Source organism: Stutzerimonas sp. LR2 (genome assembly GCF_055755175.1).
The window spans coordinates 21,392-37,042 of sequence record NZ_JBVTRR010000002.1; the positions used below are offsets into that span (position 1 = coordinate 21,392).

The following is a 15,651-nucleotide window of genomic DNA, read 5'->3' on the forward strand; positions in this document are numbered from 1 at the left end:
GAGTCGCATCGATGACCGCTAGCGTACAAGCCCTGTTTGAGCCCTTCGAATTGGGCGCCCTTCGTTTGCCGACCCGTGTGGTCATGGCGCCGATGACCCGGTCGTTCTCGCCCAACGGCGTACCCACCGCCGATGTGGTGGAGTACTACCGTCGGCGTGCTGCTTCCGGGGTCGGGTTGATCATCACCGAGGGCACCACGGTCAATCACGCGGCATCCAACGGCTACCCGCATGTTCCGCGCTTCTATGGCGAGGATGCGTTGGCCGGCTGGAAGGCTGTCGTCGAGGCGGTGCATGGCGCTGGCGGCAAGATCGTCCCGCAGCTCTGGCACGTGGGCAACGTGCGTCGCAAGGGCACTGAGCCGGAGCCGGACGTGCCAGGTTACGGGCCGATGGAAAAGCAAAAGGACGGGCAGGTCGTCGTTCATGGCATGACCAAGCAGGACATTCAGGACGTGATCGAAGCCTTCGCCCAGGCTGCCCGCGACGCGCAGGCGATCGGCATGGACGGCGTGGAGATTCACGGTGCCCATGGCTATCTGATCGACCAGTTCTTCTGGGAAGGCAGCAACCAGCGCACCGACGAGTACGGCGGCAGCCTGGCCAACCGCTCGCGCTTCGCCATCGAGCTGGTGCAGGCCGTACGTGCGGCGGTCGGGCCTGACTTTCCGATCATCTTCCGCTTCTCGCAGTGGAAGCAGCAGGACTACACCGCACGGCTGGTGCAGTCGCCCGAAGCGCTCGGCGAGTTCCTTGCACCGCTGGCCGACGCCGGGGTGGACATCTTCCACTGTTCGACGCGTCGTTTCTGGGAACCGGAGTTCGAGGGCTCGGAACTCAACCTGGCCGGCTGGACCCGCCAGCTGACCGGCAAGCCGACCATCACCGTGGGCAGCGTCGGCCTGGACGGCGAATTCCTGCAGTTCATGGTCAAGACCGACAAGGTGGCGCAGCCGGCCAACATCGAAGGCCTGCTGGAGCGGCTGAACAAGGCCGAGTTCGATCTGGTGGCGGTGGGGCGTGCGCTGATCTGCGATCCGGAATGGGCGGTAAAGGTGCGCGAGGGGCGGATGGAGGAGATTCTGCCGTTCAGCCGCGAGGCGTTGAAGACGCTGGCGTGAATAAGCAGGCAGTCAGAGCCATCTGACTGCCGCTGCCCCCGCCGCGGCGGCGCTCCGGGCCGCCGCGCTATTTAGCCGCCGAACGAGACGCCAAGCGCCTATGCTGGCCGATCGAGCTGCCGATTCGGCCCGCCTTCCCGGACCCAGAACAACGTGGCTCCTGCGACCGCTGCCGGCATGATCAGCAGATTCAGCACCGGTACCAGCAACGCCGCATAGGTCACCGCGCCGAAGCTCAGGCTCTGCCAGCGACGCTGGCGCAGCCAGACCATCATGTCGGCCCAGCTCAGCTTGTTGTTGTCCGCCGGGTAATCGATGTACTGCACCGCCATCATCCATACGCCGAACAGCAGCCATAACGGTGCGGCTGCGAGGTTCAGCACCGGGATGAACGAGAGCACCAGCAGGGCGAGTGCACGCGGTGCGAAGTAGGCCAGCTTGCGCAATTCACGGCCGATGGTGCGGGGCAGCATGGCAAGCAGCTCGGCCCAACTGAAGGGCGGTGCGGCGTCTTCTCCGCGTACCACCACCTCGACCTTCTCTGAGAGAAAGCCGTTGAAGGGCGCGGCGATGATGTTGGCCAGCATGGTGAAGGTAAAGAACACCATCAGCACCACCAGCGCAACGAATAACGGCCAGAGCAGGTATTCGAGAAAGGCCAGCCAGCTCGGCAGGCTCGGCATGAAGGTGTCGACCCAACCGCTGAACTGGCCCACTGCCAGCCAGATCAGGCCGAAGAACAGCAGCACGTTCACGGTCAGGGGCAGGATCACGAACAGGCGCAGCCCCGGGCTGAGCACCAGGCGCAGACCTTCGCGCAGGTACTGCGGGCCGGAAAGAGCGGATACGGGCATGGCATCTCCTGTGAGGCATTGTCGTGACGGGAAGAGGGATAGCCCACGACTATGGGCGGGATGCGAAAGCTGAATTATCCGCCGCGCTGCGGCATGGGTAAGGTAGCGCCCATCGCTTTTCGGGTCATCCGCTCCTTAAGCCTTCCCCAAGTGCTTGGATGACCCTTTTTCTTTGGTCGAGCCGGGCGGGCCGGCTCTTGCCGCAACGCGGCTTACTTGCGGTGGAGTGGCTGACTGTCGAAGCGCACGCCCGGCAGTCCGGTCTCCATCAGCGCGCGGATGTTGCGATGGTCGCTGCCGTTCGGGTTGGCCAGCACCGCCTGGTAGTGTTCGCCGAACGCGAGCAGAGCCTCTTCCGTGCTGAAACCCTCCAGCAGGGCCAGGCCGAGCGTCTTGCAGGAGCCCTCGTTCTCGCCGGCGGCATTCTCCAGCGTGCCATTGACGAAACGGCACGGCTGGTAATCGTAGTTGCTGGCGATGAAGGCGAGGGTGTCACTGAACGCGTGGTTGCAGTTGCGCAGGCTCGCGCGGAAGTCCTTCAGGTCTGTCATTATTTCTGTGCCTTGTCGAAAGCGGCCTGTTGCTCGGCGGTCGCTTCCTTCTGATAGCGTTTTTTCCATTCACTGTACGGCATGCCGTACACCTCTTCGCGCGCCTGGTCGATGGTCAGTTCGACCTCCAGGTCGTCGGCGGCGGCCTTGTACCATTTCGACAGGCAGTTGCGGCAGAAACCGGCCAGATTCATCAGGTCGATATTCTGCGCATCAGGGCGGGTGCGCAGGTGCTGGACCAGGCGACGGAAGGCGGCGGCTTCCAGTTCAGTGCGTTCTTGGTCGTTCATCTCTCGGGTCTCGGCGTTGGCTGAGGTCGGCCGGATCATAACCTCGCCTCGTTGAGCGAACCAGCCTTGTTCCGCGTCAATCCCGATGGGCTGCCAGGGTGATCGATACCGACTCGGCGAAGCGCAGCGCATGAGGCTTGTCGACCTCCACTTCGGCATAGCGCACCTGCGGATAGTGCATCACCAGATCGAGGATTTCCTGGGTCAGCCGTTCGAGCAGGGCGAAACGGTTGTCCTCGACATGCTGGATGATCGCCTTGGTGATGGTGCGGTAGTTCAGCGCCTGTTCGATGTCGTTCTCGCGCACCGCTTCGGCGGCCGGGTAGAGCATGGTCAGGTTGATCAGCACGTCCTGGCGATTGAGGATTTCCTCTTCCTTGATGCCGATGTAGGTGCGCAGCCGCAGGTCCTTGACGCGGATGCGCGCCATCGCGGGTTCCAGTCTGGGCATGTCGTCTCCTTGTCGTGTCAGATCAGATGGCGACCGCCGTTGACGGTCAGTGTGGTGCCGGTGACGTAGGGATTGTCGAGCAGATAGCGCAGGCTCTGGTAGATCACTTCGGCGCCGGGCTCGATACCCAGCGCCGACTTGGCCAATGCCTTGCGGCGATAGTCCTCGTCGTCGTCCGGGTTGAACTGGATCAGCGCCGGCGCAATGCCGTTGACCTTGATCTGCGGGGCCAGGCTGGCGGCGAAGGAAAGCGTCAGGCTGTCCAGGCCGGCCTTGCTCGCGGCGTAGGCGATGTGCTTCTTGCTGCCCTTGCGGGTGACATCGTCGCCGATGTGCACGATATCCGCCGGGCCGCCGTAGTGCAGCAAATCGGCACAGCGCAGGTTGATCAGGTAGGGTGCGAGCATGTGGATCTGAAACAGCTGGCGGAAGGCGTCGGCTTCCTGCCCGGGCGTATCGGCGCGCCATTGCGAGGCGTTGTGCACGATCGCCCGCAGGCTGCCGGTCAGTTGCCGGATGGCAGTGATGAAGGCATGAATGCCGGCTTCATCGCTGAAGTCCGCCTGCACCACCTGCGCTCCGCGGGCACGCAGCCGCGCTACGCTGTCGCGCTCACGACGGTAGCTGATGATGACCGGGTAACCGTCATCCAGCAGGCGTTCGGCGCAATGCAGCCCGATCCGCTGGCTGGCTCCGGTGATGAGAATCGGGGCCTGATGCATGAGTATCCACTGCCGGAAGTGGGCGGACGTCCCGCAGGCGCGGGCCGTCGCTAATGGCGTGGCAGCTTACACCAGATCAGCCGGCAGCTCAGGTTGCAAATCGGGGTGCAGCCGCTGGTGCTGGCGATAGAGGAAGGAGCGGATGCGCTCGGCGTCCTTTTCCCGGGCGAACTCGACTTCATAGGCGGCCCGGCCGCCGTTCAGTTCGCGTACCCGGTGGGCGTCGATTTCCAGCGGCGTATCGTCAGGCAAGGCCAGGCGCAGATGGAAATGCTTGGGGGGCTTGCGATGCTTGCCGGCTTCTACCAGCAGGCCGTGGGGCGAGAGTTCATGCACGCTCAGCGGACTCTCGCCGCCGTCGCTCTCCAGCAACGGCAGCGGTTCGTCCAGATGCAACCGCCAGGCGCGGGTCGTCGGGCCACGCTCGTAGATGACCGGTGGCGCCAGTTGCAGATCAAGGCTGTGCAGCTCGTCTTCGCGCAGCTGCAGAGGGAAGGACATGCGGAAGTCCTCGAACTCGGCCTGCAGCGACAGGTTGGCGCGGGCGGCCAGTTGCATCAGCAGCTCGTTGGAACGCGCGCCACCATCGATCCGGAAACCCGTGGAGCGCTCGTTGCCGCTGCCGCCGTTGCGCTGCATCAGCTGGCGGATGAAGGTCAGCTCGTCTTTGCTGAGTATGGTCTCTTCCGCCATTGCGGATACCCTCGGAAGGCGCCGGCCTTCCCTCGATCTGGCGTCGCGGTCGTGGCCGCTTTCGCCTGCGACCGGTATGGCCGCATTCATTGTGGCAATCGGGCCTTTGATCGCCTGTACGAAGTTTAGTTCCGTATCGCTGGTGCTTCCTGGTTGTGCGTCGCAGTGTGGAGATTGCGGCATAATGCGCGGCTTTGAATTGCCTCGGAGCGCAGCATGAAAGTCGCCATTCTTTCCGGAAGCGTCTACGGCACGGCCGAAGACGTAGCCCGCCATGCCGAACGCCAGTTGAAGGCCGCCGGCTTCGACGCCTGGCACGATCCCCGCGCCCAGCTGCAGCAGATTCTCGACTTTGCGCCCGACGCGCTGCTGGTCGTGACCTCCACCACCGGCATGGGCGAGCTGCCGGATAGCTTCATTCCCCTGTACACCGCCATTCGTGATCGGTTTCCGGCCTGGAGCGGCCTGCCTGGTGCCGTCATCGCGTTGGGCGACGCCAGCTACGGCGACACCTTCTGTGGCGGTGGTGAATTGATCCGCGAGCTGTACGCCGAACTGGGCGTGCGTGAAGTGGTGGAGATGCTGCGTCTCGATGCCAGTGAGACGGTCACCCCGGAAAGCGATGCCGAGCCCTGGCTGGAGGCATTCGCTGCAGCCCTGCGCGGCTGATCCTGGCTCGCCGGGCCAACGGCCTGGCTGCAACGGCAACTGCCGCCCTGTCGGCGGCTGGCTAGAATCGATGGCACCTTCACGACAATAACAAGAGGTGCCCTCGATGACTGCGCTGCACACCCTGCCTTCGCTTCAGCCCCAGGTCAGCCCCGCCGAATGGCAGGCGCGGGTGGACCTCGCCGCCTGCTACCGACTGGTGGCGCTACACGGCTGGGATGACCTCATCTTCACCCATATCTCGGCGAAGATTCCCGAAACCGAGCATTTCCTGATCAATCCGTACGGGTTGATGTTCCATGAAATCACCGCCTCGAGCCTGGTCAAGGTCGACCTGGCCGGCAACAAGGTGATGGACACCCCCTACGAGATCAATCCCGCCGGCTACACCATCCACAGCGCGGTGCATGAGGTTCGCCACGACGTCGCCTGCGTCATGCATACCCATACCGCCGCTGGGGTCGCCGTGTCGGCGCAGCGTCAGGGTTTGCTGCCCATCAGCCAGCAGTCGCTGTTCGTTCTGGCCAGCCTGTCGACGCACGGTTATGAGGGAGTCGCACTGAACCACGAGGAAAAGGCGCGACTGCAAGCCGACCTGGGCGAGACCGGCTTCATGCTGTTGCACAACCACGGCCTGATGACCTGCGGCGGCAGCATCGCCGACACCTTTCTGATGATGTTCATCTTCCAGCGCGCCTGCGAAATCCAGGTCATGGCACAGGCCGGTGGCAGCGAACTGATCGCCATTCCGGAACAGATCCTGGCCGGCGCCAAGGCCATGGCCGCCGGGGTGACCCAAACCCGCTCGGGCATGGGCGGCGCGCTGGCCTGGCCGGCCCTGCTGCGCAAGCTGGATGTGCAAAGCCCCGGTTACGACGCCTGAGGCACAAGCGCCTCAGGCCGTTCTGGCGAATTGCTGAAGCGCTGGATAGAAGTCGCGGAAATCCTGGAGCAGCGGTTCGTACAGCTGCTCCAGCTCGGCCAGTCCGCCGGCCAGGCCATCCGGTCGGCTCAGGCGCCGGCTCATGTTGGCCAGCACCCGTTCCAGTACCTCGAATTCGCGATAACTGCCCAGCCAGTCGTGCGCGGCCATGTGCGGCGCGATCACCGCAAGCTTGCCTGGCAGCTCGGGTTCGGCAGCCAGTACGCGGTAGACGCGCTGGGTAAAGCGCTCGAGGGGCTCGCTCGAATAGTCCGCCCAGTTGGCCGCCAGGCAGTGATCGAAGAACAGGTCTATCAGGATGCCGGCATAGCGGCGTCGTTCGCTGGGGAAGCGGCTTTTGGCCTGCAGGACCAGCGGATGACTGTCGGTGAAGGCGTCGATCTGGCGATGCAGGCGGATGCCGGCTTCGATCTCGGCCGGCCAGCGACCCTGTAGCGGCCCCTTGACGAAGTCGCCGTAGAGGCTGCCGAGCAGGTCCCCCGGCTGCGGGCCGCCGAGGTGAAGGTGTGCGAGATAGTTCATGGGCGAAGCTTAGCGCAGCTTCCGTGTCCTGGGGCGCCTCAGGCTGCCTCGCGCAGCTGCCCGCGCGACTCGGGCCGCAGCGCGTCGGCGATCGCGTGCTGCGCGGCGGTGGCGATGGCCTTGCGGTCGAGCGTGCGCGTATCGATCGGCGGCAGCAGGCGGATTTCCACGTCGCAGCTATCGCTCTTCAGCAGGCGATGTAGATGGTCGGGCAACTCATCGTCGCCGATGAAGGGTGCGATGGTGTCCCGTTCGCCGTTGCGTCGATAACGGATGGCGACCGGCTGCACCGCTCGCCCTGCATCGATGGCGCAGGCGAAGAGCCGAGAATGGAAGGTGCGCACCTCCTCTCCATCGGTCGAGGTGCCTTCGGGGAAGATCAGCAGATGGCGCCCCTGGAGCAGGTGCGTGGTCAGTTGCCGATTGACCAACGCCGCGTCGCCGCTTCCACGGCGAATGAACAGCGTGCCGGCCGCCTGGGCGAGCCAACCCAGCGCGGGCCAGGCGCGGACCTCGGCTTTGGCCAGGAAGGACAGCGGCGCGAGCATCCCCAGCAGTGGGATATCGCACCAGGAGACATGATTGGCCACCCACAGCATCGGCTGCGCCGGCAGCTCGCCCGTGACGCGCACGCGAAAGGGCAGGGCGGCCGCTAGTCGGGCGAGAAACCACCGGGTCAGCCGCTGCTTGCGCAGGGCCGAGACGGGCACCGCGCCGCGTTCGGCAAGCCCCAGCGCGGCCGCCACGATCAGGCCGCTCAGAACCACCCCGGCAACCCGCAGCAGACGCCAGTACAGGCGCATGCGCGGCATCTACACCGCTGCCTTGAAATGTCGTGCGTAGCGCGGACAGAGCTCTTCGCGCTTGAGCAGGATGAATACGTCGGCCACCTGGAATTCCGGATCCCAGCAGGGCTCGCCGCAGATCTTCGCGCCCAGGCGCATGTAGGCCTTGAGCAGCGGCGGCAGCTGGGCGGTGACGTTCTCCGGCAGCTCCTGTGCGGGTAGCGGCGTACGCGGCTCGGCGTGCAGCAGCTCGGTGCTGAGGTGGCTGTCGCGCAGCCGCTGCATGATGGCGTGGGCCTGGATACCGCCGTCGCGCATGGGGATGCTGGCGCAGCCCATCAGGTAGCGGTAACCGCCCCGATTGAGTTCCTCGGCCAGTTCGCTCCAGAGCACGGCGATGGTTGCGCCGTTGCGATAGGCCGGCGCCACGCAGGTGCGGCCGATCTCCAGTACCGGCTCGTCCAGCTGCGCCAGGCCATGCAGGGCGAACTCGCCTTCGCTGTAGAAGCGGCCCAGCTGGCGCGCGGTAAGGTGGTCCAGCAGGCGGGTGGTGGCGACCAGTTCGCCGCTGGCCAGGTCACGCACGCCGATATGCCGGCAGTGGCTATCGAAATCGTCCATGTCCAGGCCCAGTTCGGCGCCCTGCAGCCGAGCCTCGAACTCGCTGCTGAATACGCGATAGCGCAGGGCCTGGGCTTCGCGCAGGGCATCTTCACCTTGCAGGCGTTCGGCTTGAAGTTGACGTGTACTGCGGTCGACGATGGCATTCATGCTCTGTCTCCTTGTCCGCCGTGGCAGTGGCGGGTTGGCGATGCATCGCGAGCGTCTGGTTGTTATCGTTGGGCTCGCCTGGTCTGGCTGGATCAGGCTAGGGGCCGGGCATGTCGCCGCTGTGACGAACGGATGATGGTTGGATGACGGCGTGAAACCTTGGAGATGAGCATGTCTTGGGCAGGATTGATCGGGCCGCTGCAGCCCATCGCGGCTAGCGCCGGGCTAAGCGGCTGGTATGAAGATCTGTGCGCAGCGGCTGGCCGCTCGGGCACGCTGGGCCTGGCGGTACACGGTGGGCGCCTGGCGGCGACGCCCGGCTTGGCCTTTCTTGCCGGCTACCAGGCAGCGCTGCGGGCGCTGTGGCCCGAGGCGCCGGCAGGGCTGGGGGCGCTTTGCACCACCGAACGACGGAGGCTGCGCCCCGCCGACATGACCACGCGCTGGGACGGCGCGCAGCTCAATGGCAGCAAGGACTTCGTGACCACAGGCGATGCGGTGCAGTGGCTGCTGGTCTCGGCCCGCGAGGAGGGCGCCGACGAGTCGCCGCGCCTCGGCCTGTTCGCCGTCGAGCCGACCGCTGCTGGCGTAGCGCTGACCCCGGGCCCGAGTCTGCCGATCGTTCCCGACATCCCTCATGCCCGCCTCCAGCTGGCTGGCGCGCCGGCGAAGCGCCTGGCCGGCGATGGCTGGAGTGACTACGTCAAACCTTTCCGTACCCATGAGGATCTGCACGTGTTGGCCGCGCTGACCGCCTGGCTCTATGGTGTGGCGCTGCGCGAGCAGTGGCCGCGCGACCTGCAGCTTCGCCTGCTGGCAATCCTGGGCGGCGCGGCGGAAGTGGCCCGACTGCCAGCCGACGAGCCCGCCACGCACCTCCTGTTGGCCGCACAGCTCGAGCAGTTCGCTGCGCTGCAAGGGGGACTCGACTCGGTCATGGCTCGCGGCGATGCGGCGGCGCTCTGGCAGCGCGATCGAGGCGTGCTGGCGCTGGCGCGAGATGCACAGGCGCGCCGCCTGGAGCAGGCCTGCCGCGCGCTCGGGCTGGGCTAAAAGCCTGCTGGCGGGAACTCTGTCTGCCCGTGGCGAGCCTATAGGGATCACCCGTTTGCGCCGGCGCCTGCCACGCCAGCCATTGCCTTGCCGAGGCGCGCGGGTAAGCTACCGCGCTGCGTCCGTCTTGCTCAGATCGATGCAGCCTTCTGCGCTTGCTTCGGGATGTCGACCGGAAAAAGGGATTTCATGTCGTATCGTTGTTGCTCTGCCATGTCGCTTCGCCGGGCTGCCGGCGCGTTCAACCCGGGTGATGCCTGGTGATGCTGGCCGGTGCCGTATTTCCCTGGCGCAGCGACAACCGCTTCCGTCTGCTGATCGACGGGCCGCAGTTCTTTCCCGCCATGATCGAAGCGATCGAGGGCGCAGAGCGGCGCATCGATCTCGAGCTGTATCTGGTGGAGGACGGCTATTGCCTGGAACGCATGCTCGAGCCGCTGGTGCGTGCGGCGGAGCGGGGCGTGCGCGTGCGCTGCCTGTTCGACGGTTTCGGGTGCCTGAAGATGAGCCAGGCCAATCGCGACCGCATGACTGCCGCCGGGATCGAGCTGCGGCTGTACAACCCGCTGTCGCTGCGCCTCAAGCTGCGCAACCTCCATCGCGACCATCGCAAGCTGCTGCTGGTGGACGGCGGCGTCGGCTTCGTCGGTGGCACCGGTATCACCGACGAATTCTGGAACCCGCGCAAACCTGCCGTGCACTGGCACGAGGTGATGGTCGAGATGTTCGGCCCACTGCTCCAGGACTGGCAGGAGCTGTTCGACAGCCAGTGGGTGCACTGCCTGAGGCGGCGGATCTGGCAACTGCCCCTGCCGAGCCGTGCACCGCGCATTCCTCAGGTGCCCGAGGGGCCGGGCCTGGGTCGCGTCGCCTATGCCGCAGCGCGTCAGCATCGCGACATTTTGCTCAGCCTGTTGCGCAACCTGCGCCGGGCACAGACGCGTATCTGGCTGGCGACACCCTATTTCCTGCCCACCGGCAAGGTGCGTCGCGCGCTGATCCGGGCGGCACGCCGTGGCGTCGACGTGCGCCTTCTGCTCACCAGTCGCAACACCGATCACCCGCCGGTGCGCTATGCCGGTCAGCGCTTCTACCCACGCCTGCTGCGTGCCGGCGTGCGGATTTATGAATATCAGCCACACTTCTCGCACCTGAAAATGGTGCTGGTCGATGACTGGGTCAGCGTCGGCTCATGCAACTTCGACTATTGGAACCTGCGCTGGAACCTGGAGGCCAACCTCGAAGCGATCGACGCTTCGCTCAGCGCCCAGGTCCAGCGGAGTTTCGAGCGCGACTTTCAGGACAGCAGCGAGATCGACCTGGCCAGCTGGTACGCCAGGCCGCTGCATCTGCGGCTCTATCAGCGCCTGTGGGGCGCGATGGACCGTCTGCTGGTGAACATTTTCAACCGCAACGGCTGACGGTCGTTGTGTACCGGAGCAAAGGCTCCAGACCCGCGCGAAAGAGGACGATGCAATGGCAGCAAAGAACATTTTGATGCTGGTGGGTGACTACGCCGAGGATTACGAAACCATGGTGCCGTTCCAGGCCCTGCAGATGGTTGGCCATCGCGTGCATGCGGTGTGCCCTGATAAGAAGGCCGGCGACACCGTGCGCACCGCGATCCATGATTTCGAGGGCGACCAGACCTACAGCGAGAAGCCGGGCCACAATTTTGCGCTGAACTTCGATTTCACCGCGGTGCGTGCCGAGGACTATGACGCGCTGGTGATTCCTGGCGGCCGCGCGCCGGAGTATCTGCGCCTGAACGAGCAGGTGCTGGCGCTGGTACGGGCCTTCGACGAAGCCGGCAAGCCGATCGCTGCCGTCTGTCACGGCGCACAGCTGCTGGCCGCCGCTGGCGTGCTGAAGGGCCGCGCCTGCAGCGCCTATCCAGCCTGCGCACCGGAGGTGAAGCTGGCCGGCGGCGACTATGTCGACATCCCGGTGGACCAGGCGCACACCGAAGGCAATCTGGTCAGCGCCCCGGCTTGGCCGGCGCATCCCGCCTGGCTGGCGGGCTTTCTCAAGCTGCTCGGCACCGAGATAAAGCTGTAGGATGCCCTGCGTGCCGTCTCGCATTTGCCGGGCGGCACGCATGACGACCCCGCGGCTCGTGCCGCTTCAGCAAGAGCGCCATTCGTGTCTGCCACTCCCAACGATCCCCTTCATGGCATCACCCTTGAAGCCATGCTCACCGAGCTGCATGCCCACTATGGCTGGGACGGCTTGGCCCAGCGCGTCGATATCCGTTGCTTCAAGAGCGAACCGAGCATCAAGTCGAGCCTGAAATTCCTGCGCAAGACGCCATGGGCGCGGCAGAAAGTCGAAGCGCTGTTCGTCCAGTTGCGCCGCCGCGGCTGATCAGGCGGTGTGAAAGCGAAAAGCCCGGCACTAGGCCGGGCTTTTCGTTTCCGCGCAGATGCTTACTGCACCTCGACCGCCAGGCTGTCGGCGATCTTCTTCTGCCAGATCGCCGGACCGGTGATGTGCACGGACTCGCCGTTGGTGTCGACCGCGACGGTGACCGGCATGTCCTTCACTTCGAACTCGTAGATCGCTTCCATACCCAGTTCGGCGAACGCCAGCACCTTGGACTTCTTGATCGCCTGGGCCACCAGATAGGCGGCTCCGCCGACGGCCATCAGGTACACGGCCTTATTGTCCTTGATCGCCTCGATGGCGATCGGGCCACGCTCGGACTTGCCGATCATGCCCAACAGGCCTGTGCTTTCCAGGATCTGCCGGGTGAACTTGTCCATCCGGGTCGCCGTGGTCGGGCCAGCCGGGCCGACCACTTCGTCACCGACCGGATCGACCGGGCCGACGTAGTAGATGAAGCGTCCCTTGAGGTCCACCGGCAGCTCTTCGCCCTTGTTCAGCATGTCGACCATGCGCTTGTGCGCGGCGTCGCGGCCGGTGAGCATCTTGCCGTTGAGCAGGATGGTCTCGCCCGGCTTCCAGCTCTGCACTTCCTCCGGCGTGATGCTGTCCAGATCGACGCGGCGGGCGCTCGGGCCGGCTTCCCAGACGATTTCCGGGTAGGCGTCCAGTGGCGGCGCTTCCAGGCTGGCCGGGCCGGAGCCATCGAGCACGAAGTGGGCGTGACGGGTGGCGGCGCAGTTCGGGATCATGCACACCGGCAGCGAGGCGGCGTGGGTCGGGTAATCCATGATCTTCACGTCGAGTACGGTGGTCAGGCCACCCAGGCCCTGGGCTCCGATACCCAGCTGGTTGACCTTCTCGAACAGCTCCAGGCGCAGCTCCTCGATGCGGTTCTGCGGGCCGCGGGCCTTGAGCTCATGGATGTCGATCGGCTCCATCAGCACTTCCTTGGCCATCACCGCGGCCTTTTCCGCGGTGCCGCCGATGCCGATGCCGAGCATGCCCGGCGGGCACCAGCCGGCGCCCATGGTCGGAACGGTCTTGAGCACCCAGTCGACGATGGAGTCGGACGGGTTGAGCATGGCCATCTTCGACTTGTTTTCCGAACCACCGCCTTTGGCGGCCACATCCACCTCGACTTTGTCACCGGGGACGATGGAGTAATGGATGACAGCCGGGGTATTGTCCTTGGTGTTCTTGCGGGAACCTGCCGGGTCGGCCAGGATCGAAGCACGCAGCACGTTTTCGGGCAGGTTGTAGGCGCGGCGCACGCCCTCGTTGATCATGTCGTCCAGGCTCATGGTGGCGCCATCCCAGCGCACGTCCATGCCGACGCGGACGAAGACGGTGACGATGCCGGTGTCCTGGCAGATCGGGCGGTGACCAGTGGCGCACATGCGCGAGTTGATCAGAATCTGCGCCATGGAGTCGCGGGCGGCCGGGGATTCTTCACGCAGGTAGGCTTCGTGCATCGCCTGGATGAAATCCACGGGATGGTAGTAAGAAATGAACTGCAAAGCGTCGGCGACGCTTTGAATCAGGTCGTCTTGCTTGATCACGGTCATGCAGCGCGTCCTCATGGCGGGGCGGTAAGAGGCGCGTCGGGAGTGGCAGTCGACGCGCCGCGAAAAAATGCGCGGCAGTATAACGCGTCAGACTGCGCGGTACACGGACGGACCAGGAGCGATGGGAATGCCGGCTAGGTTTTTGTTTTCGGTAAGCGTAGAGTGCGGCAAATTGCCACAGTGGGATGGATCCCTATGAGTGCGATGCGTTACGAGACCGATGAGCGATCGCTGCAGCAGTTGGTCACTCGGCGATTCGCAATGGCGTCCGTCACCTATGGCTTGGCCCTGCTGCTGACCTGGGTGGCCGTGGCGAGTGGTTTCTACGAGGCGCCGATCGCCAGCGCGGTGGTGCATTCGGCGCTGATCGTGGTGAGTCAGCTGATGTTCTTCTGGCTGTTCCACCGAGGCATCAATCTGCGCTTCAAGGATCCCAGCCTGACCGAGCCACAGGTGCTGGTGGGACTGATCTGGCTGACCTATTTCCTCTTCAACCTGGGGAGCGCACGGGGCTCACTGCTCGTGCTCTATCTGCTGGTGTTGATGTTCGCGGTCTTTCTGCCGCCCAAGATCTTCATCCGCTACGCCTCCCTGGCATTTCTCAGCTTCGTCGGCCTGGCCGCGCTGGACTATTACCTCGAGCGCCCGATGGACACCACGGCGCTCGCGCTACAGGCCAGCGTGCTGCTGGTGACGCTGATCTGGATGTGCCTGTTCGCCGGTCACGTATATCGCCTGCGCCAGCGCATGCGCCAACGTCGCTATGCGCTGCAGGCGCACCAGGACACCCTGCGCGGCATGATGCGGCAGCTGGAGGACCTGGCCTCCACCGATGAGCTGACTGGGCTGTACAACCGTCGACGTTTCCTGCGCATCGCCGAGGGCGACCTGAGTCGTCTGCGCAAGGGGCATCAATCGGGCCTCGCGCTGATCGACCTCGATCACTTCAAGCGGATCAACGATATCCACGGCCATGCCACTGGCGACCGCGTGCTGCAGACCTTCGCCAAGGTGGCGCGCTCCTGCCTGCGTGACGACGACGTCTTGGCCCGCTACGGCGGCGAAGAGTTCGTCCTGCTGCTGCCGGAAACCGACGCCGAGCAGTTCCGTGCCTGCTGTGAGCGTTTGCGCGAAGCCTTCGCCAGTGCCGAGCCGGAGGATGCCGAGATCGCGGCCGGCCATCTCAGCCTGTCCATCGGCCTGACCCTGTTGAACGCCGGGGATGAGCTGGATGCCGCCCTGCAGCGGGCGGACGAGGCGCTCTATCGAGCCAAGCGGGCCGGGCGCAATCGCTGCGAGGCGGCATGGGATACCTGCGATGCCTGAACTCCGCTGCGCCGGACGTCGTTGGACCGTACCAACCGACAGCAATCTGCTCGACGCGCTGACGCTGGCTGGCGTGACGGTGCCCTCCAGCTGTCGCGCCGGAAGCTGCCATGCCTGCCTGGTGCGATGCGTGGCAGGGGAGCCGCGCGACCTGCAGCCGGAGCTGCTGCGACCCGAGCAGCGCGAGGCCGGCTGGCGGCTCGCCTGCCAGTGCCGGGTCGACGGCGATCTGAGCGTGGAGGTGTTCGATCCTCGTCGCGACGGGCTGGCCACGCGGGTGCAAAGCCTGGAGCGGTTGGGCGCCGATGTGCTGCGGCTGCGTCTGTTGCCGGAGCGGCCGCTGCGCTATCGGGCTGGTCAGCATCTCTTGCTCTGGACGGCGGCAGGGGTGGCCCGGCCATATTCTCTGGCCAGCCTTCCCAACGAGGATCCCTGGCTGGAGTTTCATATCGACAGCAGCCGACCCGGCGCCTTCTGCGACTTCGCGCGTGAATTGCGTCCCGGCGACCTGCTGCGGCTGGGCGAACTGCATGGAGGCGCGTTGCACTACGAGCCGGAATGGTGCGAGCGACCCTTGTTGTTACTGGCGGCCGGAACCGGACTGGCACCCCTCTGGAGTCTGTTGCGCGAGAGCTTGCGCCAGGGCCATCGCGGGCCGATCCGGTTGTTGCATGTCTGCCGTCAGGGGCATTACCTGAAGGAGCCTCTGCAGGCCTTGGTGCGGGCGCATGACAACCTGCAACTGGAATGGATCAGCCATGAAGAGCGGGACCGCATGCTGAGTACGCTGCGGCCCACATCGCGCCGTGACGTCGCGCTGGTCTGCGGCGGTCCATCGTTCGTCGACGTCTGTGCCCGGCGTCTGTATCTCGCTGGTCTGCCGCGCGGGCAGATATTCGGCGATGCCTTTATCAGAGCCAACCAAGCCGGCGTCTCCTAAAAGCACAAAG

Annotated in this window: 19 protein-coding genes; 9 read left to right on the forward strand and 10 right to left on the reverse strand. The window is 65.1% G+C overall.

The window, feature by feature from the left end:
* The first annotated feature begins 11 nt into the window (after positions 1-11).
* Entirely contained in the window at positions 12-1,121 is a 1,110-nt protein-coding gene (locus tag ACVRRC_RS06370) for an NADH:flavin oxidoreductase (protein ID WP_045631913.1), read from the forward strand.
* A 98-nt stretch (positions 1,122-1,219) separates the two neighbouring features.
* On the opposite strand, the gene cysZ is transcribed toward ACVRRC_RS06370, so the two are convergent.
* The 6 genes from cysZ to ACVRRC_RS06400 all read right to left on the reverse strand — a co-directional run bounded on the left by cysZ (position 1,220) and on the right by ACVRRC_RS06400 (position 4,682).
* Entirely contained in the window at positions 1,220-1,975 is a 756-nt protein-coding gene (gene cysZ / locus ACVRRC_RS06375) for a sulfate transporter CysZ (protein WP_013982000.1), read from the reverse strand.
* Between the two features lie 212 nt (positions 1,976-2,187).
* Positions 2,188-2,526, reverse strand: coding sequence for a HopJ type III effector protein (locus ACVRRC_RS06380; protein WP_472996771.1), 339 nt, complete (start codon positions 2,524-2,526; stop codon positions 2,188-2,190).
* Positions 2,526-2,816 carry a DUF1244 domain-containing protein gene (locus ACVRRC_RS06385; RefSeq protein WP_020306433.1) on the reverse strand — a complete coding sequence of 97 codons (291 nt, stop codon included), beginning with the start codon at positions 2,814-2,816 and terminating at the stop codon, positions 2,526-2,528. Before ACVRRC_RS06385 ends, ACVRRC_RS06380 begins: the two co-directional genes overlap by 1 nt.
* Positions 2,817-2,892: 76 nt before the next feature.
* Positions 2,893-3,267, reverse strand: coding sequence for a dihydroneopterin triphosphate 2'-epimerase (gene folX, locus ACVRRC_RS06390; protein WP_472996772.1), 375 nt, complete (start codon positions 3,265-3,267; stop codon positions 2,893-2,895).
* 17 nt (positions 3,268-3,284) lie between these two features.
* Positions 3,285-3,989, reverse strand: coding sequence for a dihydromonapterin reductase (folM, locus tag ACVRRC_RS06395; RefSeq protein ID WP_472996773.1), 705 nt, complete (start codon positions 3,987-3,989; stop codon positions 3,285-3,287).
* Positions 3,990-4,055: 66 nt separating this feature from the next.
* A complete protein-coding gene (locus tag ACVRRC_RS06400; protein WP_011912320.1) occupies positions 4,056-4,682 on the reverse strand; it encodes a PilZ domain-containing protein in 627 nt (208 codons plus the stop codon).
* A gap of 216 nt (positions 4,683-4,898) precedes the next feature.
* On the opposite strand from ACVRRC_RS06400, the gene ACVRRC_RS06405 reads away from it, so the two are divergent.
* Both ACVRRC_RS06405 and ACVRRC_RS06410 read left to right on the forward strand, forming a co-directional pair.
* Positions 4,899-5,351, forward strand: coding sequence for a flavodoxin (locus ACVRRC_RS06405; protein ID WP_011912321.1), 453 nt, complete (start codon positions 4,899-4,901; stop codon positions 5,349-5,351).
* Between the two features lie 106 nt (positions 5,352-5,457).
* Entirely contained in the window at positions 5,458-6,234 is a 777-nt protein-coding gene (locus ACVRRC_RS06410; protein ID WP_472996774.1) for a class II aldolase/adducin family protein, read from the forward strand.
* Between the two features lie 12 nt (positions 6,235-6,246).
* Here ACVRRC_RS06410 and ACVRRC_RS06415 read toward each other — a convergent pair whose 3' ends face one another.
* The 3 genes from ACVRRC_RS06415 to olsB are packed head-to-tail and all read right to left on the reverse strand — an operon-like array spanning position 6,247 to position 8,372.
* The gene (locus tag ACVRRC_RS06415) at positions 6,247-6,816 is read right to left on the reverse strand and encodes an acyl carrier protein phosphodiesterase (RefSeq protein ID WP_011912323.1); all 570 of its coding nucleotides are present in this window, start codon (positions 6,814-6,816) and stop codon (positions 6,247-6,249) included.
* Positions 6,817-6,854: 38 nt separating this feature from the next.
* A complete protein-coding gene (locus tag ACVRRC_RS06420) occupies positions 6,855-7,628 on the reverse strand; it encodes a lysophospholipid acyltransferase family protein (RefSeq protein ID WP_019405558.1) in 774 nt (257 codons plus the stop codon).
* Positions 7,629-8,372, reverse strand: a complete 744-nt coding sequence (olsB, locus tag ACVRRC_RS06425) for an L-ornithine N(alpha)-acyltransferase (RefSeq protein ID WP_013982005.1) — start codon at positions 8,370-8,372, stop codon at positions 7,629-7,631. It lies immediately after the preceding gene.
* Positions 8,373-8,537: 165 nt separating this feature from the next.
* Between olsB and ACVRRC_RS06430 the strand changes: the two genes are divergently transcribed.
* From ACVRRC_RS06430 to ACVRRC_RS06445, 4 genes are all read left to right on the forward strand, one after another.
* Complete coding sequence (locus ACVRRC_RS06430; protein WP_061374088.1) at positions 8,538-9,425, forward strand: acyl-CoA dehydrogenase middle domain-containing protein; 888 nt, start codon at positions 8,538-8,540, stop codon at positions 9,423-9,425.
* Positions 9,426-9,688: 263 nt separating this feature from the next.
* Positions 9,689-10,846, forward strand: coding sequence for a phospholipase D-like domain-containing protein (locus ACVRRC_RS06435; RefSeq protein WP_061374089.1), 1,158 nt, complete (start codon positions 9,689-9,691; stop codon positions 10,844-10,846).
* 55 nt (positions 10,847-10,901) lie between these two features.
* Positions 10,902-11,483 carry a DJ-1/PfpI family protein gene (locus ACVRRC_RS06440; RefSeq protein ID WP_014596005.1) on the forward strand — a complete coding sequence of 194 codons (582 nt, stop codon included), beginning with the start codon at positions 10,902-10,904 and terminating at the stop codon, positions 11,481-11,483.
* A gap of 84 nt (positions 11,484-11,567) precedes the next feature.
* On the forward strand, positions 11,568-11,789 hold the full coding sequence (locus tag ACVRRC_RS06445; RefSeq protein WP_013982009.1) for a VF530 family protein: 222 nt from the start codon (positions 11,568-11,570) through the stop codon (positions 11,787-11,789).
* 62 nt (positions 11,790-11,851) lie between these two features.
* On the opposite strand, the gene ACVRRC_RS06450 is transcribed toward ACVRRC_RS06445, so the two are convergent.
* The gene (locus ACVRRC_RS06450) at positions 11,852-13,375 is read right to left on the reverse strand and encodes a fumarate hydratase (protein ID WP_017244367.1); all 1,524 of its coding nucleotides are present in this window, start codon (positions 13,373-13,375) and stop codon (positions 11,852-11,854) included.
* Positions 13,376-13,570: 195 nt separating this feature from the next.
* On the opposite strand from ACVRRC_RS06450, the gene ACVRRC_RS06455 reads away from it, so the two are divergent.
* Positions 13,571-14,701, forward strand: a complete 1,131-nt coding sequence (locus ACVRRC_RS06455; RefSeq protein WP_013982011.1) for a GGDEF domain-containing protein — start codon at positions 13,571-13,573, stop codon at positions 14,699-14,701.
* A complete protein-coding gene (locus tag ACVRRC_RS06460; protein ID WP_472996775.1) occupies positions 14,694-15,641 on the forward strand; it encodes an iron-sulfur-binding ferredoxin reductase in 948 nt (315 codons plus the stop codon). Before ACVRRC_RS06455 ends, ACVRRC_RS06460 begins: the two co-directional genes overlap by 8 nt.
* The last annotated feature ends 10 nt before the right edge of the window (positions 15,642-15,651 follow it).

Coding starts and splice junctions, on each gene's coding strand:
- ACVRRC_RS06460 (WP_472996775.1), top strand. CDS start 14,694: ATGCCTGAACTCCGCTGCGCCGGACGTCGTTGGACCGTACCAACCGAC.
- folM (WP_472996773.1), bottom strand. CDS start 3,989: ATGCATCAGGCCCCGATTCTCATCACCGGAGCCAGCCAGCGGATCGGG.
- ACVRRC_RS06430 (WP_061374088.1), top strand. CDS start 8,538: ATGAGCATGTCTTGGGCAGGATTGATCGGGCCGCTGCAGCCCATCGCG.
- ACVRRC_RS06380 (WP_472996771.1), bottom strand. CDS start 2,526: ATGACAGACCTGAAGGACTTCCGCGCGAGCCTGCGCAACTGCAACCAC.
- ACVRRC_RS06370 (WP_045631913.1), top strand. CDS start 12: ATGACCGCTAGCGTACAAGCCCTGTTTGAGCCCTTCGAATTGGGCGCC.
- cysZ (WP_013982000.1), bottom strand. CDS start 1,975: ATGCCCGTATCCGCTCTTTCCGGCCCGCAGTACCTGCGCGAAGGTCTG.
- folX (WP_472996772.1), bottom strand. CDS start 3,267: ATGCCCAGACTGGAACCCGCGATGGCGCGCATCCGCGTCAAGGACCTG.
- ACVRRC_RS06405 (WP_011912321.1), top strand. CDS start 4,899: ATGAAAGTCGCCATTCTTTCCGGAAGCGTCTACGGCACGGCCGAAGAC.
- ACVRRC_RS06415 (WP_011912323.1), bottom strand. CDS start 6,816: ATGAACTATCTCGCACACCTTCACCTCGGCGGCCCGCAGCCGGGGGAC.
- ACVRRC_RS06410 (WP_472996774.1), top strand. CDS start 5,458: ATGACTGCGCTGCACACCCTGCCTTCGCTTCAGCCCCAGGTCAGCCCC.
- ACVRRC_RS06440 (WP_014596005.1), top strand. CDS start 10,902: ATGGCAGCAAAGAACATTTTGATGCTGGTGGGTGACTACGCCGAGGAT.
- olsB (WP_013982005.1), bottom strand. CDS start 8,372: ATGAATGCCATCGTCGACCGCAGTACACGTCAACTTCAAGCCGAACGC.
- ACVRRC_RS06455 (WP_013982011.1), top strand. CDS start 13,571: ATGAGTGCGATGCGTTACGAGACCGATGAGCGATCGCTGCAGCAGTTG.
- ACVRRC_RS06450 (WP_017244367.1), bottom strand. CDS start 13,375: ATGACCGTGATCAAGCAAGACGACCTGATTCAAAGCGTCGCCGACGCT.
- ACVRRC_RS06385 (WP_020306433.1), bottom strand. CDS start 2,816: ATGAACGACCAAGAACGCACTGAACTGGAAGCCGCCGCCTTCCGTCGC.
- ACVRRC_RS06435 (WP_061374089.1), top strand. CDS start 9,689: ATGCTGGCCGGTGCCGTATTTCCCTGGCGCAGCGACAACCGCTTCCGT.
- ACVRRC_RS06420 (WP_019405558.1), bottom strand. CDS start 7,628: ATGCCGCGCATGCGCCTGTACTGGCGTCTGCTGCGGGTTGCCGGGGTG.
- ACVRRC_RS06400 (WP_011912320.1), bottom strand. CDS start 4,682: ATGGCGGAAGAGACCATACTCAGCAAAGACGAGCTGACCTTCATCCGC.